The sequence below is a fragment of the Caulobacter sp. FV2ps19 genome, assembly GCF_058681035.1.
Window position 1 is genome coordinate 1,399,379 of record NZ_CM178729.1, and the last position, 19,524, is coordinate 1,418,902.

The 19,524-nt window shown below is 66.0% G+C and carries 20 protein-coding genes and 1 pseudogene; 10 read left to right on the top strand and 11 right to left on the bottom strand.

The features are described 5' to 3' along the window. Positions 1-72: 72 nt before the first annotated feature. The 3 genes from ACW18B_RS06810 to ACW18B_RS06820 all read right to left on the bottom strand — a co-directional run bounded on the left by ACW18B_RS06810 (position 73) and on the right by ACW18B_RS06820 (position 2,232). Complete coding sequence (locus tag ACW18B_RS06810; RefSeq protein ID WP_492050622.1) at positions 73-486, bottom strand: OsmC family protein; 414 nt, start codon at positions 484-486, stop codon at positions 73-75. Between the two features lie 69 nt (positions 487-555). Continuing rightward, positions 556-1,929 carry a cytochrome P450 gene (locus ACW18B_RS06815; protein WP_492050623.1) on the bottom strand — a complete coding sequence of 458 codons (1,374 nt, stop codon included), beginning with the start codon at positions 1,927-1,929 and terminating at the stop codon, positions 556-558. Between the two features lie 102 nt (positions 1,930-2,031). Beyond that, positions 2,032-2,232, bottom strand: a complete 201-nt coding sequence (locus ACW18B_RS06820) for a hypothetical protein (RefSeq protein ID WP_492050625.1) — start codon at positions 2,230-2,232, stop codon at positions 2,032-2,034. A 277-nt stretch (positions 2,233-2,509) separates the two neighbouring features. On the opposite strand from ACW18B_RS06820, the gene ACW18B_RS06825 reads away from it, so the two are divergent. Beyond that, a complete protein-coding gene (locus tag ACW18B_RS06825; RefSeq protein WP_492050627.1) occupies positions 2,510-3,472 on the top strand; it encodes an acetyl-CoA carboxylase carboxyltransferase subunit alpha in 963 nt (320 codons plus the stop codon). 45 nt (positions 3,473-3,517) lie between these two features. On the opposite strand, the gene ACW18B_RS06830 is transcribed toward ACW18B_RS06825, so the two are convergent. After that, the gene (locus ACW18B_RS06830) at positions 3,518-3,811 is read right to left on the bottom strand and encodes a hypothetical protein (RefSeq protein ID WP_492050629.1); all 294 of its coding nucleotides are present in this window, start codon (positions 3,809-3,811) and stop codon (positions 3,518-3,520) included. 915 nt (positions 3,812-4,726) lie between these two features. Here ACW18B_RS06830 and ACW18B_RS06835 point away from each other — a divergent pair. Together ACW18B_RS06835 and ACW18B_RS06840 are read left to right on the top strand one after the other, a co-directional pair. Further along, a complete protein-coding gene (locus tag ACW18B_RS06835) occupies positions 4,727-5,704 on the top strand; it encodes an NAD(P)H-dependent flavin oxidoreductase (RefSeq protein WP_492050631.1) in 978 nt (325 codons plus the stop codon). Between the two features lie 72 nt (positions 5,705-5,776). Continuing rightward, positions 5,777-6,364: a hypothetical protein gene (locus ACW18B_RS06840; RefSeq protein WP_492050633.1), complete on the top strand. Its 588-nt coding sequence runs from the start codon at positions 5,777-5,779 to the stop codon at positions 6,362-6,364. A 134-nt stretch (positions 6,365-6,498) separates the two neighbouring features. On the opposite strand, the gene ACW18B_RS06845 is transcribed toward ACW18B_RS06840, so the two are convergent. Continuing rightward, positions 6,499-6,789, bottom strand: a complete 291-nt coding sequence (locus ACW18B_RS06845; RefSeq protein WP_492050635.1) for a hypothetical protein — start codon at positions 6,787-6,789, stop codon at positions 6,499-6,501. Between the two features lie 674 nt (positions 6,790-7,463). Between ACW18B_RS06845 and ACW18B_RS06850 the strand changes: the two are divergent. Continuing rightward, a pseudogene (locus tag ACW18B_RS06850) lies at positions 7,464-7,589 on the top strand (hypothetical protein); the annotation flags it as partial. A 434-nt stretch (positions 7,590-8,023) separates the two neighbouring features. On the opposite strand, the gene ACW18B_RS06855 reads toward ACW18B_RS06850, so the two are convergent. From ACW18B_RS06855 to ACW18B_RS06865, 3 genes are read right to left on the bottom strand one after another with little or no spacing between them, the layout of a single operon-like run. Beyond that, entirely contained in the window at positions 8,024-8,518 is a 495-nt protein-coding gene (locus ACW18B_RS06855; protein WP_492050637.1) for a hypothetical protein, read from the bottom strand. After that, positions 8,518-8,982 carry a hypothetical protein gene (locus ACW18B_RS06860; protein WP_492050639.1) on the bottom strand — a complete coding sequence of 155 codons (465 nt, stop codon included), beginning with the start codon at positions 8,980-8,982 and terminating at the stop codon, positions 8,518-8,520. Before ACW18B_RS06860 ends, ACW18B_RS06855 begins: the two co-directional genes overlap by 1 nt. After that, entirely contained in the window at positions 8,939-9,421 is a 483-nt protein-coding gene (locus tag ACW18B_RS06865) for a hypothetical protein (RefSeq protein WP_492050641.1), read from the bottom strand. The genes ACW18B_RS06860 and ACW18B_RS06865 overlap by 44 nt, the downstream gene beginning before the upstream one ends. A gap of 354 nt (positions 9,422-9,775) precedes the next feature. On the opposite strand from ACW18B_RS06865, the gene ACW18B_RS06870 reads away from it, so the two are divergent. Further along, positions 9,776-10,483: an alpha/beta fold hydrolase gene (locus tag ACW18B_RS06870; RefSeq protein ID WP_492050642.1), complete on the top strand. Its 708-nt coding sequence runs from the start codon at positions 9,776-9,778 to the stop codon at positions 10,481-10,483. Positions 10,484-10,635: 152 nt separating this feature from the next. On the opposite strand, the gene uvrB is transcribed toward ACW18B_RS06870, so the two are convergent. After that, entirely contained in the window at positions 10,636-12,903 is a 2,268-nt protein-coding gene (uvrB, locus tag ACW18B_RS06875; RefSeq protein WP_492050643.1) for an excinuclease ABC subunit UvrB, read from the bottom strand. Between the two features lie 351 nt (positions 12,904-13,254). On the opposite strand from uvrB, the gene ACW18B_RS06880 reads away from it, so the two are divergent. Together ACW18B_RS06880 and ACW18B_RS06885 are read left to right on the top strand one after the other, a co-directional pair. Next, entirely contained in the window at positions 13,255-14,676 is a 1,422-nt protein-coding gene (locus ACW18B_RS06880) for an alpha/beta hydrolase family protein (RefSeq protein ID WP_492050645.1), read from the top strand. An 80-nt stretch (positions 14,677-14,756) separates the two neighbouring features. Continuing rightward, the gene (locus ACW18B_RS06885) at positions 14,757-15,947 is read left to right on the top strand and encodes an MFS transporter (protein WP_492050647.1); all 1,191 of its coding nucleotides are present in this window, start codon (positions 14,757-14,759) and stop codon (positions 15,945-15,947) included. A 12-nt stretch (positions 15,948-15,959) separates the two neighbouring features. Here the strand turns inward: ACW18B_RS06885 and ACW18B_RS06890 are convergent, their stop codons facing one another. Next, positions 15,960-16,532 (bottom strand): DUF1003 domain-containing protein, encoded by a 573-nt coding sequence (locus ACW18B_RS06890; protein ID WP_492050649.1) that lies wholly within the window; start codon positions 16,530-16,532, stop codon positions 15,960-15,962. A 105-nt stretch (positions 16,533-16,637) separates the two neighbouring features. On the opposite strand from ACW18B_RS06890, the gene ACW18B_RS06895 reads away from it, so the two are divergent. Beyond that, a complete protein-coding gene (locus ACW18B_RS06895) occupies positions 16,638-16,817 on the top strand; it encodes a YegP family protein (RefSeq protein ID WP_492050651.1) in 180 nt (59 codons plus the stop codon). Between the two features lie 76 nt (positions 16,818-16,893). Then, positions 16,894-17,727, top strand: coding sequence for an SDR family oxidoreductase (locus ACW18B_RS06900; protein WP_492051637.1), 834 nt, complete (start codon positions 16,894-16,896; stop codon positions 17,725-17,727). Here the strand turns inward: ACW18B_RS06900 and ACW18B_RS06905 are convergent. Continuing rightward, positions 17,687-18,625: a cell wall hydrolase gene (locus ACW18B_RS06905; protein WP_492050652.1), complete on the bottom strand. Its 939-nt coding sequence runs from the start codon at positions 18,623-18,625 to the stop codon at positions 17,687-17,689. The genes ACW18B_RS06900 and ACW18B_RS06905 overlap by 41 nt on opposite strands. Positions 18,626-19,305: 680 nt before the next feature. On the opposite strand from ACW18B_RS06905, the gene ACW18B_RS06910 reads away from it, so the two are divergent. Beyond that, entirely contained in the window at positions 19,306-19,515 is a 210-nt protein-coding gene (locus tag ACW18B_RS06910) for a hypothetical protein (protein WP_492050654.1), read from the top strand. The last annotated feature ends 9 nt before the right edge of the window (positions 19,516-19,524 follow it).

The following is a 19,524-nucleotide window of genomic DNA, read 5'->3' on the forward strand; positions in this document are numbered from 1 at the left end:
AACTCATATGCGATAGCCCTGCCCCTCCGGGGGAGGAGCGCCGAAGGCGCGGAGGGGGCCAGTCGTTCAACCTCACCCCACCGTCGTCACCACCCGCGCGCCCTGGGTCAGCAGCCGGTGGATCGGGCACATCTCGGCGATGGCCAGCAGCCGTTCGCGCTGTTCGGTGGTCAACTCGCCGTCCAGGGTGATCTCGCGGTCGAAGCGTTCGGGCGGGATCATGTCGGCCTCAAGCGAACTGCGGACCTCCACATGCACCGCGCCCAAAGCCCAGTTCTTGCGCTGGGCGTAGAGCCGAAGGGTCATGGTGGTGCAGGCCGCCAGGCCCGCCGCGACCAGGTCATGCGGATTGGGCCCCAGATCCAGACCTCCGGCCGCCACCGTCAAATCGGCCACCAGGCTGGTCGGGCCGGCGGTGACGAACATCTGCAGGCCGCCATGGGCGCTGTCGTCGGCGATGGCGTTGGGGCGAGGGGTGTCGGTCATGGCGGGTTCCTTGAGGCTTGTAGCCAAGCTCGTGTTTAAGCTTGCCCGCCGCAAGAGGGGCGCGATTGTCTATTCGTGCGGGATTGACGTCAGGCGGAAGTCCGGCTCGTGGTCAGGGCCCAGCGAGACCGTCGCCACCGGCACGACCGGGCGGGCGCCTGTCAGGCCGATCTCGAAACGCGCCAGCAGGCTGCCGAGGATGATCTGCGCCTCGGCCATCGCAAAACTGGCGCCGATACAGACCCGGGGTCCCGCGCCGAACCGCATGAAGGCGTCCAGGCCCCAGGGCGAGGGGTGATCGACAAAGCGGTCGGGCAGGAAGGCCGTCGGCTGATCCCACAGCTTGCGGTGCCGCTGGATCAGCCAGGGGCTGATCATGATCATCTGGCCCGGCTGGACCCGGTGACCCAGGATCTCGTCGGCCTCCACGACCTCGCGGGCGATCAGCGGCGCGGGCGGGTAAAGGCGCAGGGCCTCCATCAGCACCGAGCGCAGCAGGGGCCAGGCCGAGAGATCGTCCAGCGTGCGGATCTGGTCGGGCGGGACAGCCAGGACTTCGGCGCGCGCCCGGCCTTGGGTCGCGGGATCCAGGGCCAGCAGATAGGTCGCCCAGAACAGCAGCCGCGAGGTGGTCTCGAAACCCGCCGCCAGCAGGGTGCCGCACTGGTCGCGCACCTCGGCGTCCGGCAGAGGTTGGCCGTCCTCGTCGCGGGCGGCCAACAGGCTGTCGAGGAGATCGCCGCCTTCGAGGGGCGGTCCCGCCGTCTTGCGGGCCGCGATCAGGGCGGCGACGGCGGTCATCCACGCCTCCCCCGTCTTGCGCCGGGCGCGTTCGGCGAAGGTGAAGTCGCCGGGCTTGCGCGCCAGGAAGTCGAAGAGGTTCAGGCCGCTCTGGCCCTGAAGATAGGTCCGGGCGATCGCGGCCAGTTCAGCGCCGTCCTCCGCCGCCGGCCTTGAGAACAGCGCCCTCAGCACGGCGTCGAGCGCCGCGCGGTGAAAGCTTTCGCTCAGATTGGTCCGGGTCTGGTCGGCGAGCCCGTCGGTCAGGGTCTGACCTGCCGCGATGAAATGCGGCAGCAGGCTTCCAATCGCCTTGGGGGTGAAGCTGGGCGCCAAGGCCTTGCGCTGGCCCCGCCAGGTTTCTCCCTCGGTCAGCAACAGGCCATCGCCGACCAGGGGGCGGATGATGCGACCCGCCTGATAGGGCCGCCGGTAGCGCGCGGCCTGTGCGCCCAGCACCTGCTTGACGCCCACGGGGTCGCTAACCACCAGGCCGGGCTGGCCCAGGAACGTGTAGGGAGTCATCAGGGTGTCGAAGTCCGACTCCGACCATGCCCCAACCATGTTACGCATCATCGACCAGGCGGCGCGCAGATTGGTCTGGGTCTTGGCGTGGACCTTCGGCGCGGGCGGGATCAGAGGGCGGGGAACCTGGGCGTCCATGGGCGGCTTCCAGACCGGGAGACGCCGGGGAGGGCGCTCCATCCGGGGCCATGGCGTAGCACCCCGCAGGGTTCGCCGCAATAATTCTCTACGCGATGAATATCAGGCGGCGGCGGACCGCTGGGCCGGGACGTCGAAGATGCGCGTCGCGCCGCGCCAGACCTCGATCAGGTCGCAGCGACGATGCATGTCGATGAGTTCGAAGGCCCGCCGGCGCGCGGCGTTATCATCGGCCAGGGGCGCAACGTCGAAGCGCGGAACGGAGCCGTCGGATTCAACGCAGAAAAAAGTGAACACCTGCATGGGAACGCCGTTCTCAACAGGCGGGTCCGGGCCACATTCGATGGGCGGGGGCCGCTGGGCGCTGGTTTTCATTCTCAACCAGCCAGATTCCAATCATAGGACCAAATGTCGCGATTCTCCAGAGTTTTGAGTCTTCAAAGAAGACTCTCTCGCGACACATCTGGGGACGGTCCTGGGGATGAATCCGCGTCGATGCGGATCGTTCCAAAGCCGGTTCCCTTTTTGTCGCATAGCCACTAGGTTCGCACCCTTTCGTAAATGGCGACGTTGAGACTCCATGGCCGCCCACTATCTTGATTTCGAACGCCCCATTGCTGATCTGGAAAGCAAGATCGAGGAGCTGAGCAAGCTCTCCGAGACCGCTGGGCCCGGTGCGTTCGAGCTTGAGATCCAGGCCCTGCGCGATCGCGCCCAGACCCTGCGGGTCGAGGCCTACGCCAATCTGGACGCCTGGCAGAAGACCATGGTCGCCCGGCACCCTCAGCGGCCCCACCTGCGCGACTATGTTGCGGGCCTGATCGACGAGTTCGTCGAGCTGCGCGGCGACCGCAAGTTCGCCGACGACCAGGCCATTGTCGGCGGTCTGGGCCGTTTCCGCGGTCAGCCGGTCGTGGTGATGGGCCATGAGAAGGGTCACGATACGACCACGCGCCTGAAGCACAATTTCGGCATGGCCCGCCCCGAGGGCTATCGCAAGGCCGTGCGGCTGATGGACATGGCCGAACGTTTCAGCCTGCCGGTCATCACCTTTGTCGACACCGCCGGCGCCTATCCGGGCCTGGGCGCCGAGGAGCGCGGCCAGGCCGAGGCCATCGCCCGCTCGACCGAGCGCGGCCTGATGCTGGGCACCCCGATGATCGCCACCATCGTCGGCGAAGGCGGTTCGGGCGGGGCCATCGCCCTGGCCGGGGCCAACAAGGTGCTGATCCTCGAGCACTCGATCTATTCGGTGATCAGCCCCGAGGGCGCGGCCTCGATCCTGTGGCGCGACGGCGCCCGGGCCAAGGACGCTGCGGATCAGATGAAGATCACCGCCCAGGACCTGATCAAGCTGGGCATCGTCGATCGTATCATTGAAGAACCGGCCGGCGGCGCCCATTCAGACCCCGAAGCGGCCTTGAAGGCTGTCGGCGACGCTCTGGAGGAAGAGCTGAAGGCCCTGTCGGGTCTGGACGCCGCCGCGCTGCGCAAGCAGCGGTCCGACCGCTTCTACGCCATCGGCCGCGTCGGCCTGCAATAGGGCTGGCGGCGGTCCGGGACAGAGTCCGCCTCGTCGCGCCAGCCTCTAGTCGTCGGGTTCGATGCGCTTGAGCAGGGACGACAGGTCCGTGAACAGGCCCTGGAGATCGCTGGAGGGGCCGACATAGTTCAGGCCCTCGGCGCTTCGGCGCACGAGGCCGGATTTCACCAGCATAGCCAGCTTCCGCCGAACCGACTCGCGCGGGATGCGGGTGATGTCGGACAGGCTCTGAACATTCACGCCGCAGGCCAGGTTTGAGACTGCGGTGCGAGGGGCTTGCGGCCGACCGGACAGGGTCATGGCCTTGATCTCGCCCAGCGCCAGAACGAGGTGAATCATGAACTGATCAATGTCTCCGGAATAGTCTCTCCGGTTCTTGATCAGGACCTCAAGCAATACGCCGCCCAGCTTGTAAGCGGCCTTGAAGGAATCAACGTCAAGCTGATCAGCGGCGCTGTCGGTCGGCTCTCGAAAGGTGCTCGGCTCTGGGGGGCGTCGTTGATAGCTGCGCTCAGGCTTGGAAAACTTCGGCCTCAGAGATTTTGAGTGATAATGAGCGTTGCTTTCGTCCATCGGAAAGCGCGCCCGGAGTTGAGCGGTCGTCAGATATTTCAAGGATGTTCCGCTCTCGGGTGTTGTTCTGATCATTGGACCCATCTCCAATCTAAGACCACTGCAAATCTTCCGCTGAAGTTGTGATTTCCCGGAAGTTCACGATCGATCCTGAATGGGGTCAGTTGCGGCATGACAATGCCTGGGAAAATTTGTCGAAGTTTAGGCCTATGCTTTTCGCGGCTATGGAAACTAAGGCCAGCGTCAAACAAGGTAAAAAACATATTAACCAAACCAGGCCCACAAAAATTATCCACAGAGCCGCCAGGGTTCTTGAGGATAAAAAGTCTCCACTTCTTGAAATCGGCACTGAGATAGGGCGGGGGGATTTCAAGGGAATGCGCCTTTATTGAACCAAGCGACATTTTGACGCAGTTGACGCTGTAAGCAAAGAGACTTGGCGCCCATTTCAGGTGGCGGCCACGCGGCGGGCGCTTCAAACCCCTTACAAACACAGGTTGACGGCATGCGGCTCACGCTCAACTTTTTTCGTAGTAGCTCAACCCTCGAGAGCGCCTTTGGTTGCGGATCGCAGAGCGCGACCCCCCCCGGGGAGGCGCTCGGCGCAGGGTTAAAGCCCCCTTGCCTGCCCCTAAGGTCACTGCGCCATAGTCGGTGGAAAATCAGAGGGAGCGCATCGTCATGGCCATCAAGACCCGTTTCACCGAGTTGTTCGGCGTCGAACACCCCATCGCCCAGGGCGGCATGCAGTGGGTGGGCAAGGCCGAGCTGGTCGGGGCCGTCGCCAACGCCGGGGCCCTGGGCTTCCTGACCGCCCTGACCCAGCCCACGCCCGAGGATCTGGCCAAGGAAATCGCCCGGACCCGCGATCTCACCGACAAGCCGTTCGGCGTGAACCTGACCATCCTGCCGGCCATCAAGCCGCCGCCCTATGCCGAGTACCGGGCGGTGATCATCGAGAGCGGGATCAGGATCGTCGAGACCGCCGGCTACAAGCCGCAGGACCATGTGGATCACTTCAAGGCCCACGGCGTGAAGATTATCCACAAGTGCACCGCCGTCCGCCACGCCCTCAGCGCCGAGCGGATGGGCGTCGACGCCATCTCGATCGACGGCTTCGAATGCGCCGGCCATCCGGGCGAGGATGACATCCCCGGCCTGATCCTGATCGCGGCGGCCGCCGACAAGGTGAAGATCCCGATGCTGGCCTCGGGCGGCATCGCCGATGCGCGCGGCCTGGTCGCGGCCCTGGCCCTGGGCGCCGACGGGGTCAATATGGGCACCCGCTTCTGCGTCACCCAGGAGGCCCCGATCCCGATGGCGTTCAAGGAGCAGATGGTCGCCAATGACGAGCGCCAGACCGACCTGATCTTCCGCACCCTGCACAATACCGCCCGGGTGATGCGCAACGCGGTCAGCCAGGAGGTCGTGCAGATCGAGCGGGCCGGCGGCGCCAGGTTCGAGGACGTCCAGCACCTGGTCGCCGGAACCCGGGGCCGCGACGCCCTGGCCAGCGGCGACACCGATGGCGGCATCTGGTCGGCCGGCATGGTCCAGGGCCTGATCCACGATATCCCCACCGTCCGCGAACTGGTCGACCGCATCGTCAGCGAGGCCGAGGGCCTGATCCGCCAGCGGCTGTCGGCCATGGTCGCCTAGCGGCGCCAGAACCTTCACTGGCCCCGTCCTCCGAAATCGCCGATGGAGGACGGGAACCGTCAAGGAACGCCGATGACCGACTCGATCGAGCAGATGATCGACCGCCTGCGCCATCTGGAAGAAGAGCTGGAGGCGGCCTTCGCGGCCAAGGCCGGAACCCACGGCGTGGAGCTGAAAGGCGGCAAGCCGCACTTCGGCCCCGAGACCAGGACCCGCCAGCGCAGCCACAAGCGCAAGATCCACTTCTTCCAGACCCCCTGGCCCACCCTGCTGACCCTGCCGCTGATCTACGGGATGGTCATTCCGATGGTGATCATGGATCTGGCCGTCAGCCTCTATCAGCTGGGCTGTTTCACCGCCTGGGGCATAGAGCGGGTCAAGCGCCGCGAATACATCGTCATCGACCGCCAGCGGCTGAGCTATCTCAATCCGGTCCAGAAGCTCAACTGCGTCTATTGCGGCTATGGCAACGGCGTCATCGCCTATGCCCGCGAAATCACCGCCCGCACCGAGCAATACTGGTGCCCGATCAAGCACGCCCTGAAGGTCAAGGGCAGCCACGAGCGCTACGCCGCCTTCGTCGACTATGGCGACGCCGAAGGCTTCATCAAGAGCTCGGCCGCCTATCGCGAACGGCTGAAGAAGAGCCGGGCGGAGTAGGGACGGCCACTCGCCCCCTCCGCGCCTGCGGCGCGCCTCCCCCGGAGGGGGAAGATGAGTCGGCGCCTTTCATCTTCCCCCTCCGGGGGAAGACGACCGCGAAGCGGTCCGTAGGGGGCGAGGCGCCCCGCCGCCTAACGCTCCATCGCCACGATATCCATCGCCGCCAGCTCCATCTTCAGCAGCGCCGCCTCCTTGGCCTCGCGCAGGCGGCGGGCGTGCTCGGCCTGGCGGGCCTGCTGGGCGGCGGCGGCCGGGCCGGCCATGCGACGCGGGTTGGGCGAGGCTGAGGTCCGGCGTTTGGCTTGCGGGCGCGCGGCGCGCGCGTCAGCCTCGGCCGCCAACGCGGCGCGCGCGGCGTCGATCTTCAGCATCAGCGCCAGATGCCAGGCGGTGACCTTGGCGTCGTGTGCGGGGTCGGTCATGGCGGATCTCCGAAAAGGGCGCCGGCGGGCGCACGGGTTTGCCGCCGCGCCGGATCGCGGCGCGGGTGAGAGCAGGAGAGGCGCGGGGCGTCCGGACCGCGTCCGGATCTGTTGTCTTTTAGTGTACCGTTTCGACGAAGCCTGACGCCCCGCGCGGTCGTTATCCCTCTGGCCGGGGCGCGCAGGCCTTGTTCAGCCTTATGCCCCACCCAGGTCTTGATCCTTCGGGACCGGACCCAGCCTTGGGGCTGCAAGCCACGATCCTCCCGGAGACCCGGAGCGAACCTTCGGGCGGGCGGGGGTCCTCCGACGGACCGCCCGATAGGCGGGTTTACGTCACCCGCCCTCCGATTAAGCCGGCCGGCCCCGCATCACGCGACTCCGGCGGCCCCGCTCGACCGCGTCCCCGCCGCGCGTCTTGGGCCGGATCCAGGAGCCCTCTCCCTTGCGACGGGATGGCTAGAATCATACGGGCGGTTTGAGCGCCGAGCATTGGCGCGCTCGATTATTTTGCAGGGCGTTGTTTTCGCTGGGGTTTGTGGCGCCAACGACGGGGATAAACTGCGCGCAATCCCCATGGTCGCCCCTTCTCCCCTTGCGGGAGAAGGTGGCCCGAAGGGCCGGATGAGGGGGCGCCAGCCCTGCCGGCCCATCCCCCGGCCTGACCGCCCCCCGCGGCGGCGCCCGCCCTCAACCCCTCACCCGACCCGCTGCGCGGGCCACCCTCTCCCGCAAGGGGAGAGGGGAGGGGGCGCATTATCCTTCTCCCCCTGCGGGAGAAGGTGGCGGCCGAAGGCTGACGGATGAGGGGTTGATAGGCGTGGCGGCGCGGCGCCCCGCCCCCTTCGCGCCGAAGGGAGCCGGCCTTTCATCTCACGGCGAGACGATCGCCGGTCTGGACAGGTTGCTCAAGGACCGGTCTGCGACCGGCCGCGCTGCGGCGGCCCGGAGGGCCGTCCTTGACCAACCTGTCCAGACCGGCACGCTTGGCCTCCATGAGATGAAGGGCGGGGTGGGGCGCGCCCACTACTTACGACAGCCTGAACACGTAGCTGGCTATCAGCCCCTGATGCAGACCACATAGTCATCCGCCCTCAGATCCAGCGCAACTGGTATATAGCCATGAAGGCCATGACAATCTCGGCGCGGGCAGTGGCGATCTTGATTATGTGTTCATGCGTATTGCTATCATGAACGGATTTGAACTATATAGATATACGATAACTATAAATTCCTATTGCTCATTTTTGGGGTGCGGTATGAGGCTTTCACCTTCAATTACTACGGATTTTGTCGGAGTGAACTCATCCCGGCCCAAAAAATGCAGCCTTCCAACTTCAATGCGTCCGGAATGGCTGGATATATAGGCTACGACGTGTGATTTTTCTCTAATTCTAAACGGCGATATCTCAACGGATGTGCTTATCGAATGGTATCCTGCAACATCATCGATATCATCAGTTTCGGAGTCTGGGGCTAAGGGTTTATCAAAAATAATATGCTCACCGTCAATATAGGAAATGGCAATTGTTATGTTTAGGTCGTCAAGGTTTCTATCTTGATCTATCGTGGCTGAAACCGTGACTGCAAATCTTGGGATTATCGCAGGAAATTTTTCAACGACAGTTTTCCCAAGGGAGACGCCGATGAAGGATTGCTTTCCGTCAACTTCCTCTCGAATGTCTTCGCAGAATATGGCGGTAGCCATTATTTCCGGCCTGATTGCCATTACGCTGTCACCATGTTTCCGGCGGTGATTACGCGCACCTTGGAATCGGAATCCTCATCTCCCCAGTCGTCAGACTCATTGATAGAGTATGATTGGCCAGCCCCGCTTGTTTTGAAGGCGCTCGCGGGAAGTGCCTCGTGGCAGTGATTTCCATTTCGCAAGCTTGTAAGTTCGCAGGCCTCTAACGTCGGTTCATAGCCAAGGCCCAGCATCATTTCTGCAAACGTATCCATGGTCCAATTCCCAGAACTCCCCAACCAACGGGTAATTTGTTCTGGTCTTTTATTCAGTCGCTTCGCTAGCTTAGCCTTTGTTGTACCGGCCGAGGCAGCTTCGTTGAATAATTTAAGAACAAGTTCATGTGCGTGGTCTCTGAGTCGGGCAGCAAAGTATGACCTTATTTTGAGCGGAATTTCCTGATCAAGGGATATTGCCGACTTCAGAGATGTCTGAAATGCATTCATTGGCCGGTACTCCACAAATAGGTAGGTAGTTTGGAAAAAGTTGGCGCCAGGTTGCTTTGCATCGCCTGATTTCCGCTTTCCATTCTTCAGAGTATTCACCCCCCAAATCCTCTCGGAAGGCAATGTTGGTGGCTATAAATACATCCTTCTCTGCAAACATACCAAAAACGCGCAGGGCTGGCTTTGGGTCGCGGCTTCGAATTTCCCAAACCCCATCATTTCGCGGGTCTAGTAGTTTGAAGAAGCATGTATTTTCGCGACCGTAGCCGACGGTAATCAATCGACCTTCGCTGAACCGATCAAAGTCCGCTTGCAGTTTACCTAGGCGATACTCACGACTTCCATGCGGTTCTTCGCTATCGACATATACAGAACGCCATACATCTTTGGTTGCATATATCACCCGCGTGTGAGTGCCTGGAAGGAGCGGTTCAGCCAAAAGCAGGCGGTCCTGGCTAAGACGGTCAGCTATTTCCTCTCGCATTGACATATAAGTCAACACCTATCGAGTTAAAGGTGCGTCACCAATCGGACATTAAGTATGCAAGCTGTACCGACTCGGCACGGATTGCCTCGATTCAATTTTCAGTAGATGAGGCCAGTCAGGTCGGGCGCAGATTCCAAATCCCGTTCGGTGGCGTTCAAATTGGAATGCTCCGCCGCCCCGCCCCGCCGCCCCGCCGCCCCGCCCCATCACGGCGGAAACCCTCAATCCACCCCCCTGAATCTTCAAGCCCGGCGATCCGGGCCGCGTCACCCTCGCGCCAGACCCTTGCAGCCCGGAGGCCTGGCCATGGACGATGCGACGACGACAATCCCGACCGTGGTGCTGGTGCACGGCGCCTGGGCGGAAGGCTCCAGCTGGGCGCGGGTGATCCCGATCCTGATGGCGGCGGGGCTGCCGGTGGTGGCGGTGCAGAACCCCACGACCTCGCTGGCCGATGATGTCACGGCGACGCGGCGGGCGCTGGCGGCGGTGCGCGGGCCGGTGGTGCTGGTCGGCCACAGCTGGGGCGGGGCGGTGATCACCGAGGCCGGGGGCGATCCCAAGGTCAAGGCGCTGGTCTATGTCGCCGCCTTCGCGCCCAAGGCCGGCCAGACGGTCGGCGACCAGGTGCAGGCCTATGACGCCCCGCCCGGCCTGGCCCATCTGGTCGACGACGGGGCCGGCTTCCTGACCCTGGGCGTCGAGGGCTGGGTGCAGGATGTCGCCCAGGACCTCGACGAGGCCCAGGCCCGGCTGCTGGCCGTGCTGCAGCCGCCCCTGGCGGCCAGCACCTTCGGCGACAAGATCACGGCGGCCGCCTGGGAGACCCGGCCCTGCTGGTACGTGGTCTCGGCCCAGGACCGCATGGTCAGCGTCGCCCTGGAGCGGGCCTGCGCGGCGGCGATGAACGCCGTGACCACCGAACTGCCGGCCGGCCACCTGTCGCTGCTGTCGCAGCCCGAGGCGGTGGCCGGGGTTATTCTGGAGGCGGTGACGGCGGTGAAGGCGGGGTAGGGGGCGGGCTTCTGACCTCCCTTCTCCCCTTGCGGGAGAAGGTGGCAGCCGAAGGCTGACGGATGAGGGGTCGATAGGCCTGTCCGGAAAGGCCTGCGCGACCCCTCACCCGGCCGCGTTGCGGCCACCCTCTCCCGCAAGGGGAGAGGGTTTTACAGCCGGCTCTTGCGGAACGCCTCGGCCTGCTCGGCCCGCAGCTCCGCCCGGATGCGCTTGGGGGCGGCCTTGTCGACCGTCTCGCCGGCGCCGGTGAGGATCTCGTTGGCGAATTCCAGGTCCATCATCTTCATGCGCTTGATCTCGTCGCGCAGGCGGGCGGCGGTTTCGAACTCCAGGTTGGCGGCGGCCTCGCGCATCTTGGCCTCCAGGTCCTTGAGGGCGGCCTTGAAGTTGTCGCCGGTGAACGGCTTGTCGACATCGCCGGCGTGCAGGCCGCCGATCGGCACGGTGACGCGGTCGCCGCGCTCGAACGGGCTGTTGAGGATGTCCTTGATGTCGCGCTTGACGCTTTCGGGCGTGATGCCGTGTTCGAGATTGTAGGCGTGCTGCTTCTCGCGGCGGCGGCTGGTCTCGCCCATGGCCCGCTCCATCGAGCCGGTGATGCGGTCGGCATAGAGGATGACCTTGCCGTCGAGATTGCGCGCCGCGCGGCCGATGGTCTGGATCAGGCTGGTCTCCGAGCGCAGGAAGCCTTCCTTGTCGGCGTCGAGAATGGCCACCAGGCCGCATTCGGGGATGTCGAGGCCCTCGCGCAGCAGGTTGATGCCCACCAGCACGTCGAACTTGCCCAGTCGCAGATCGCGGATGATCTCGATGCGCTCCAGGGTGTCGACGTCGGAGTGCATGTAGCGCACGCCGATGCCCTGCTCGTTGATATATTCGGTCAGGTCCTCGGCCATCTTCTTGGTCAGCACGGTGACCAGGGAGCGGTAGCCCTTCTGGGCGGTCTGGCGGATCTCGTCGATGACGTCGTCGACCTGGGAGGCGCCGTCCTTGCTGACCGGGCGCACCTCGACCGGCGGGTCGATCAGGCCGGTGGGGCGGATCACCTGCTCGGCGAACACGCCGCCGGACCGCTCCAGCTCCCAGGCGGCCGGGGTGGCGCTGACATGGACGGACTGGGGTCGCATGGCGTCCCATTCCTCGAACTTCAGCGGGCGGTTGTCCAGGGCGCTGGGCAGGCGGAAGCCGTATTCGGCCAGGGTCCATTTGCGGCTGCGGTCGCCTTTGTACATGGCGCCGATCTGCGGCACGGTCTGGTGGCTCTCGTCGGTGAACAGCAGGGCGTTGTCGGGGATATATTCGAAGAAGGTCGGCGGCGGCTCGCCGGTCTTGCGGCCCGACAGATAGCGGCTGTAGTTCTCGATGCCGGCGCACGAGCCGGTGGTCTCGATCATCTCCAGATCGAAGGTCGTGCGCTGCTCCAGGCGCTGGGCTTCCAGCAGCTTGCCGTTCTCGTACATCCAGGCCAGGCGCTCTTTCAGCTCGGCTTTGATCTCGATGATCGCCTGGCGCAGGGTGGGGCGCGGGGTGACGTGGTGGCTGTTGGCGTAGACCTTGATGCTGGGCAGGTCGGCGGTCTTCTTGCCGGTCAGCGGGTCGAACTCGGCGATGGCCTCGACCTCGTCGCCGAACATCGTCACGCGCCAGGCGCGGTCCTCATAGTGGGCGGGGAAGATCTCCAGGGTGTCGCCCCGGCGGCGGAACGTGCCGCGCTCGAAGGCGGCGTCGTTGCGCTTGTACTGCTGGGCCACCAGGTCGGCCATCAGCTGCTTCTCGTTGACGACCTGGCCGACCTCCAGGGTGAAGGTCATGGCCGTATAGGTCTCGACCGAGCCGATGCCGTAGATGCAGCTGACCGAGGCGACGATGATCACGTCGTCGCGCTCGAGGATCGCCCGGGTGGCCGAGTGGCGCATCCGGTCGATCTGCTCGTTGATCGAGCTGTCCTTCTCTATGTAGGTATCGGTGCGCGGCACATAGGCTTCGGGCTGGTAGTAGTCGTAATAGCTGACGAAATATTCGACCGCGTTGTCGGGGAAGAAGCTCTTCATCTCGCTGTAGAGCTGGGCCGCCAGGGTCTTGTTGGGGGCCAGGATCAGGGCCGGGCGCTGGGTGGCCTCGATGACCTTGGCCATGGTGAAGGTCTTGCCCGAGCCGGTGACGCCCAGCAGCACCTGGTCCTGGTCGCCGTTCTCCAGGCCCTCGACCAGTTCGGCGATGGCGGTCGGCTGGTCGCCGGCGGGGGAGTATTCGCTGACCAGCTTGAATTTCTTGCCGCCCTCGGACTTGGCGGGCCGGTCGGGACGGTGCGGCGTCCACAGCATCGGCATGACGCCGAGGACCTCGCCCTCCAGGGCCACGTCGTGGATGAACTTGGCGGAGACGTCTGAAACGCCGGTGTCCGGGGTGTTGGCCATGGGCTGGAAGGTAAGGATCGCGAGGCCGGAAGGCTAGGGGCCCTGCTGACGCCGAGTGTCAGCAGAGTGGCGGCAGGTGGCGGGAGCGAGCGAAATCGGATGCTCGCCTTCCGGTTTTGCTTGACCGGCGAACGGCGTTTCAGGACTATCGGGGCAGATATCAGGCCGCGCCCGTCGCGGTCAGGCTGCGTCCCGCTTGTGGGGCGAATTCGGTCCGGCGTCCGTCGATAACCTGACGCCACGTTGTGTTCTCTCTCGGGAGTTCGCCGTGGCGCTGTGATCGACGTCGAGGATCGCTCCGATCCCCGTCACCCGTGTCTTGGCGGCCCCGCTCTGATCTGGAGGCTGTTGATGTTCTGGACCCTATCCTTGCTGCGCGGCGCCCGCGCCCGCGGCGTCTTGCGTATCGCTCTGGTCGGCGCGCTCGCCGGCCTCTTGCTGGCCGTGGCGGTGCGCCCGGCTCACGCCCAGGCGACCCCGCCGCCCGTGGAGGGCGACTGGCGCGGCGCGCTGGAGGTCGGGACGCGGACGCTGCGGCTGCAGGTCACCCTGTCCCGCGCCGCCGACGGGACGCTGAGCGGCCAGATGGTCAGCCTGGACCAGACGCCGGCGCCGCTTCCCCTGGCCGACATCACCGCCGCCGACGGCAAGCTGGCCTTTGCCGTGCCCATGGTTCAGGGCCATTTCGACGCCACCTGGGACGCGGCCAAGGGCGGCTGGTCGGGCGTCTGGATGCAGGGCCTGCCGCTGCCGCTGGTGCTGACGCCGGGCCAGTATCCGCCGTCCGCCAGGCCGCAGGAGCCCAAGCCGCCCTATCCCTATGACGCCCGTCCGATCGCCTTCGACGGCGGGGCGCCCGATGTGCGGCTGGCCGGAACCCTGACCGTGCCGCCGGGAGCGGGCCCGTTCCCCGCCGTGGTGCTGATCACCGGCTCGGGGCCGCAGGACCGCGACGAGGCCCTGCTGGGCCACAAGCCGTTCCTCGTGCTGGCCGACGCCCTGACCCGGCGCGGGGTGGCGGTGCTGCGCTATGACGATCGCGGCACGGCCGAGTCGACCGGCCAGTTCAAGACCGCGATCGAGCGTGACTTCGTCGATGACGCCGCCGCCGCCCTGGACTGGCTGCGCGGCCAGCCCGGGATCGACCCGGCCCGGGTCGGCCTGCTGGGCCACAGCGAGGGCGGTCTGATCGCCCCGCGGGTGGCGACAACCCATCCCGGCGCGGCCTTTGTGGTGCTGCTGGCCGGTCCCGGCGTGCCCGGCGCCGAGGTCATGCAGGTTCAGCGCCGCACGGTGCTGAAGGCCATGGGCCTGCCCGAGGCGGCGATCGAGGGCCGCGCCAGGGTCGGCGACGCCGTGGACGCGGCGGTGATGGCCGCGCCGACCACGGAGGCGGCCAGGGATGCGGCGCACAAGCTGCTGGTCGCCAGCGGCTTGCCCGGCCCGGCGGTCGACGCCCAGCTGGGGATGTTCGCCTCGCCCTGGTATCGCGACCTTCTGGCCTATGACCCGCGTCCGGCCCTGAAGGCCCTGCACGTGCCGGTGCTGGCCGTGAACGGTTCGGTCGACGTGCAGGTGGTCGCCAGCCAGAACCTGCCGGCGATCCGCCAGGCCCTGGCCGATAATCCCCAGGCGACGGTGCTGGAGCTGCCCGGCCTCAACCATCTGTTCCAGACCAGCGCCACCGGCGATCCGGGCGAATATGGCCGCCTGGAGGAGACGATGTCGCCCAAGGCCCTGGCGGTGATCGTCGACTGGATCGCCCAGCGGTAGGCCACGAGGGGGCGGCGAGGGCGGTTTTCGGGCCGGATTTCTTCAAGGCCCGGGCGGCGGCTTGGTGCTAATCAGGCGGGATGAGCGCTCCCGATCCCGCCGCCGTCGCCCCCGCCCGCCCGCTGGGGCGGGGCCTCACCCTGGCCATGGCGATGGCCACCGGCGTGGCTGTGGCCAATATCTATTACAACCAGCCGATGCTGGGCCTGATGGCCCGCGACCTGCCCGGCGGCGGCGCGACCCTGATCCCCACGGCCACCCAGCTGGGCTATGCGGCGGGCCTGTTCCTGCTGACCCCCCTGGGCGATCTGGTCGAGCGCAAGCGGCTGATCCTCATCCAGTTCGCCGTGCTGGCCGTGGCCCTGGTCGTCCTGGCCCTGGCCCCCGGCGTGGGACTGATCATCCTGGCCTCGCTGCTGGTCGGCGCCGCCGCGACGGTGGCCCAGCAGATCGTGCCCCTGGCCGCCCATCTGGCCGCGCCCGAGAAGCGCGGCGCGACGGTCGGCACGGTGATGGCGGGGCTGCTGTGCGGCATCTTGCTGAGCCGGACCCTGGCGGGCTTTGTCGGGACCCACGCCGGCTGGCGCGAGATGTTCTGGCTGGGCGTCCCCATGGCCCTGGGCGCGGGCCTGCTGATGGCCGTCACCCTGCCGCGCAGCCAGCCTGACAGCACGCTGCACTACGGAACCCTGATCGCCTCGCTGGCCAGGCTGTGGGTGCAGTTTCCCGCCCTGCGGCTGGCGACGCTCACCCAAGCCTGCCTGTTCGCCGCCTTCAGCGCCTTCTGGACCATCCTGGCCCTGCGGTTGCAGTCCCCGCGCTTTGGCCTGGGCGCCGATGTGGCCGGCCTGTTCGGCGTGGTCGGGGCGGTGGGGATCTTCGCCGCGCCGGTCGCCGGACGCCTGGCCGACCAGCGCGGCCCGCGGCTGGTGATCGTGCTGGGGGCGGTCCTGACCCTGGTCTCGTGGCTGATCTTTGGCCTGTGGGGCTCGATCGCCGGCCTGATCGTCGGGGTGGTGCTGCTGGACTTCGCCGTGCAGGGCGCCCTGATCTCCAACCAGCATGTGGTCTATGCCCTGCAGCCGGAGGCGCGGGCCCGGCTCAACACCCTGTTCATGGGCGGGATGTTCCTGGGCGGCGCGGCCGGCTCGGCCGCCGCCGCCACGGCCTGGACGCTGGCGGGCTGGACCGGCGTTTCGCTGCTGGGCGGGGCCCTGGCCCTGGTCGCCACGGCGCTGCAACTGGGCGCGCTGGTTCGCAAACGGGGCTGAACGCCCGGCGCCCTATTTCGTCGCCGCCAGTTGCGCCGTCAGGGTCGCCATCTGGGCCTCCAGCCGGGCCAGGGCCTCGGCGTTGTGGCGGCTGAGCTCGGCGATGTCGCGCTCGCGCAAGGAGTCCAGCTTGGCGTGCAGGTGCATGATCTCCAGCTCGGCGCGCAGATTGACCACATAGTCGTGCTCGGCGTTCTGGCGGTCCTTCAGGGCCTGGCGGTTCTGGCTCATCATGATCACCGGCGCCTGCAGGGCCGCGACCGTCGACAGCAGCAGGTTGAGGAAGATGAAGGGGTAGGGGTCGAAGGCCAGGGACCACGGCTTGAGGAAGACGTTCAGCCCCACCCAGGCCAGCAGCACCGCGCTGAATGCGCCGATGAAGCCCCACGACCCGCCCACCTTGGCGACGCTGTCGGCCAGGCGGTCCCAGCCGGTCCGATCGTCATTGACGAGGCTCTTGTTCAACCCTGTCGGGGCCTCGTCGCAGATCAGGTCGATGACGCTCTTCTGGACGGCGGTCAGAGCGCTGTACGGGACCGAAAGCAGCTCCCTGGAAAGCTGGTCGAGGCGCTCGTCAATAGTCATTCACATTTCTCCGCAGCCATCTTGATTGACAGGTCGCCGGGGGACGCGCGACGCTCGTATCGTCGTCAAGACGACACAGCCCATCGAGATCTTGGAGACCAAGCCATGGCCTATAAGTTCATAATCAAGAAGGACAAGGCGGGCGAGTTCCGCGTCAACTTCGTCTACAACAGCGAAGTGATGTTCTCGACCGAGGGTTATTCCTCGAAGGCCTCCGCCAAGAACGCCATCGAGTCGATGAAGAAGAACGGCCCCGAGGCTGAGATCGACGATCAGACGGACTGAGGTTCGACGACGCGCCCTCGTTCGCGCGAGGGCGCACGCCAAAGCTTGACCCCTTCCCGCCGTCGGCGTCTGATCGCTGATAACAATAAGGGGAGGATCGCCAATGAGCGTCCAGTCGGACGGTCGCAAGACCATCTTCATCACCGGCGCCGCCAGTGGCATCGGTCTGGCCTGCGCCAAGCGCTTCGCGGCGGCGGGCTGGTTCGTGGGCCTGTCGGATATCGACGCGGCCGGCCTGAAGGCGGCTCTGCTGGCCATCGGGCCCGCCAATGGCGCCACCTTCAAGCTGGATGTCCGCGACCGTAAGGCCTGGGACAACGCCCTGGGCGAGTTTGGCCGCCAGACCGACGGCAAGCTGGACGTGCTGCTCAACAACGCCGGCGTGGCGCGGTTCGGAAACCTCGAGGATCTCAGCGAGGCCGATTGCGACATCCAGGTCGACATCAACATCAAGGGCGTGATCAACGGCGCCCGCGCCGGCCTGGTCCCGCTGAAGGCGGCCGGCGGGCGGCTGATCAATGTCGCCTCCTGCGCGGGCCTCTATGGCTCGCCGAAGTTGGCGGTCTATTCGGCCACCAAGTTCGCCGTGCGCGGCCTGTCTGAAGCCCTGGACGTCGAATACGCCCAGCACGGCGTCAGCGTCGCCTGCGTCATGCCCTGGTTCATCGAGACGCCGATCCTCAACGCCGGGGCGTCAGGCAGCAACGAGAACATGGCCGACGCCCTCAAGAAGGGCGGGCTGGAGGTCTATCCGGTCGAAGACGCCGGCGAGGTGGTGTTCAAGGCCGCCACCGGCAAGGACCTGCACTATTTCGTGGGTAAGCGGGCCAAGCAGATGCGCTTCGCCACCAGCCACATGCCCGGCGCGGTCAGGAAGCAGCTCCGGTCAAGACCGGCGCTGCAGGCCTGACGTCGGAGGTCTTTTCGACCTTGCCCTGAGCCTGGACCTTGCCCTGGGTCTGGATCGGGGCCGAAGCGGGTTCGGTGGGCGCACCCAGCGGACCGCCCATGCCCTTGCCGGTGAAGACCGGCGGGGCCTTGGCCGCGCCATTGGGGGCCTTGATCCCGCCGCTGGTCTCGACGACCGCGACCGGGCCGCTGTTGGCGACCAGGGGCTGAAGGTTGGTCACGGCGTTGGCGGCATAGACCACGCTTCCCGGCGCCAGCGGGGCCCCGACGATCGGCTTGCCGTCAGCCGTGAAGCTGGCGATCTCCGGCGCGTTGGGCAGATCCTCGACCGTCGAGGGAACCGGGCTGGAGGACAGGGCCCCCGGCGCGCCGGCGCGTCCGCCGAAGCGGTAGAAGATGTGCAGGCCCACCTGACCCACGCGCAGCAGGCGCGGGCCCCAGCCGGGGGAGACGCCGGTGGTGTGGAAGTGGGTGGCGGTGCCGACTTCGGCCATTACGGCGCCGGCCAGGGCGCGTGCAGCGACCTTCTCGGCCCGGCTCCAGGCGCCGCGCTCGCGGGTCCGGGTCATCGAGCCGTCGCAGGCGAAGCTGAACTGGCAGCCGGTCCGACGCGACGCGCCCTGGAACACGACGCCACAGACCGATTTCGGGAAGGCCGGATGGCGGACGCGGTTCAGGACCACCTGGGCCACGGCGGCCTGTCCCCGGGCGCCTTCGCCGCGGGCTTCATAATAGACGGCGTCGGCCAGGCAATCGAGCTCGCGCGAGCTCTCCAGAACATTGCCCATGCGGAAGGGGGAGGCGGCCGGATTGAACGGACCGCCGAAGCTGGCGCGCAGCATCATCGGGCCGCTGCGGGGAACCAAAGTGTTGGTCTGGCGCTTTTCTAGACGAGCCACCAGCAAGGCGACCTGACGGTCGCGCTGGGCGGAACCGGAAACGGCGGAGGAATCGTGGCGACGGGCAACGGCCAGCGCTCCGACGTCCATCCGGGACGCGGCGCTGATCAAGGCGACGTCGGAGAATCCCCCCGAGGCGCCGTCAGCAAGGCGTGTAACGCGAGCGTGCTGGTTAACGGTCTGGGCGAGCCCACCCGCCAGATAAACGCCGCCAAGGGCAAGGCCCGTGGCGGACCCAACCAATACAGCGCCGACCAGCGCGCGCGCATCTGCGCGCGTCTGCGACTTGATATACAAAACTCGTGTCCTGCGCGGCGAGGGCGGACCGCCCCCCGACAAAAGCGCTTTCAGGGTCCCGGAAAAATACTGTCGGGCGGTCCAGAAAGCGGAGGTTCGACCGTTTCACGATGTGGCCGAGAACCTGCTTATGACGTCCTTATGACCGATCCCGCCTCGAGTCGCAACCTTCCGCCGCAGTGCAGCATCGAATTTGGGCCTATTCGTCGCAGTTAAGAAGGTTAACGCTTTGTTTTGCTAGAAAAACCCGACAGTGGAAAAAATCACTGCTCTGCCGCAGCGCGAAGCATTGGCGGGACTGTTCTAACGCCTTTGATTCAGGGAACTTCAGCCGTAGAGCATCGTTACTCAAGTCAGACGATCACCGTCTCAAGGACTGAGCCATGACCATCAACCTTAACGACTCTCGCCCCCTTTCCGTGGCGGCGATCGCGGCCGTTTGCGCCCTGGCGCTGGGCGCCTGCGGGCACAACATGGAGCAGCGCGCGGCCACCGGCGCGATGACCGGGGCCGTGGTCGCAGGCCCGGTCGGCGCCGTCGTCGGGGCCGGGGTCGGCGCCGTGGTGGACACCGCCGCCAAGCCGAACAAGTAGGGTTTCAAT

Coding starts and splice junctions, on each gene's coding strand:
- ACW18B_RS06825 (WP_492050627.1), top strand. CDS start 2,510: ATGGCCGCCCACTATCTTGATTTCGAACGCCCCATTGCTGATCTGGAA.
- ACW18B_RS06890 (WP_492050649.1), bottom strand. CDS start 16,532: ATGACTATTGACGAGCGCCTCGACCAGCTTTCCAGGGAGCTGCTTTCG.
- ACW18B_RS06885 (WP_492050647.1), top strand. CDS start 14,757: ATGAGCGCTCCCGATCCCGCCGCCGTCGCCCCCGCCCGCCCGCTGGGG.
- ACW18B_RS06840 (WP_492050633.1), top strand. CDS start 5,777: ATGACCGACTCGATCGAGCAGATGATCGACCGCCTGCGCCATCTGGAA.
- ACW18B_RS06810 (WP_492050622.1), bottom strand. CDS start 486: ATGACCGACACCCCTCGCCCCAACGCCATCGCCGACGACAGCGCCCAT.
- ACW18B_RS06835 (WP_492050631.1), top strand. CDS start 4,727: ATGGCCATCAAGACCCGTTTCACCGAGTTGTTCGGCGTCGAACACCCC.
- ACW18B_RS06815 (WP_492050623.1), bottom strand. CDS start 1,929: ATGGACGCCCAGGTTCCCCGCCCTCTGATCCCGCCCGCGCCGAAGGTC.
- ACW18B_RS06820 (WP_492050625.1), bottom strand. CDS start 2,232: ATGCAGGTGTTCACTTTTTTCTGCGTTGAATCCGACGGCTCCGTTCCG.
- ACW18B_RS06845 (WP_492050635.1), bottom strand. CDS start 6,789: ATGACCGACCCCGCACACGACGCCAAGGTCACCGCCTGGCATCTGGCG.
- ACW18B_RS06895 (WP_492050651.1), top strand. CDS start 16,638: ATGGCCTATAAGTTCATAATCAAGAAGGACAAGGCGGGCGAGTTCCGC.
- ACW18B_RS06860 (WP_492050639.1), bottom strand. CDS start 8,982: ATGAATGCATTTCAGACATCTCTGAAGTCGGCAATATCCCTTGATCAG.
- uvrB (WP_492050643.1), bottom strand. CDS start 12,903: ATGGCCAACACCCCGGACACCGGCGTTTCAGACGTCTCCGCCAAGTTC.
- ACW18B_RS06855 (WP_492050637.1), bottom strand. CDS start 8,518: ATGGCAATCAGGCCGGAAATAATGGCTACCGCCATATTCTGCGAAGAC.
- ACW18B_RS06830 (WP_492050629.1), bottom strand. CDS start 3,811: ATGATTCACCTCGTTCTGGCGCTGGGCGAGATCAAGGCCATGACCCTG.
- ACW18B_RS06910 (WP_492050654.1), top strand. CDS start 19,306: ATGACCATCAACCTTAACGACTCTCGCCCCCTTTCCGTGGCGGCGATC.
- ACW18B_RS06870 (WP_492050642.1), top strand. CDS start 9,776: ATGGACGATGCGACGACGACAATCCCGACCGTGGTGCTGGTGCACGGC.
- ACW18B_RS06880 (WP_492050645.1), top strand. CDS start 13,255: ATGTTCTGGACCCTATCCTTGCTGCGCGGCGCCCGCGCCCGCGGCGTC.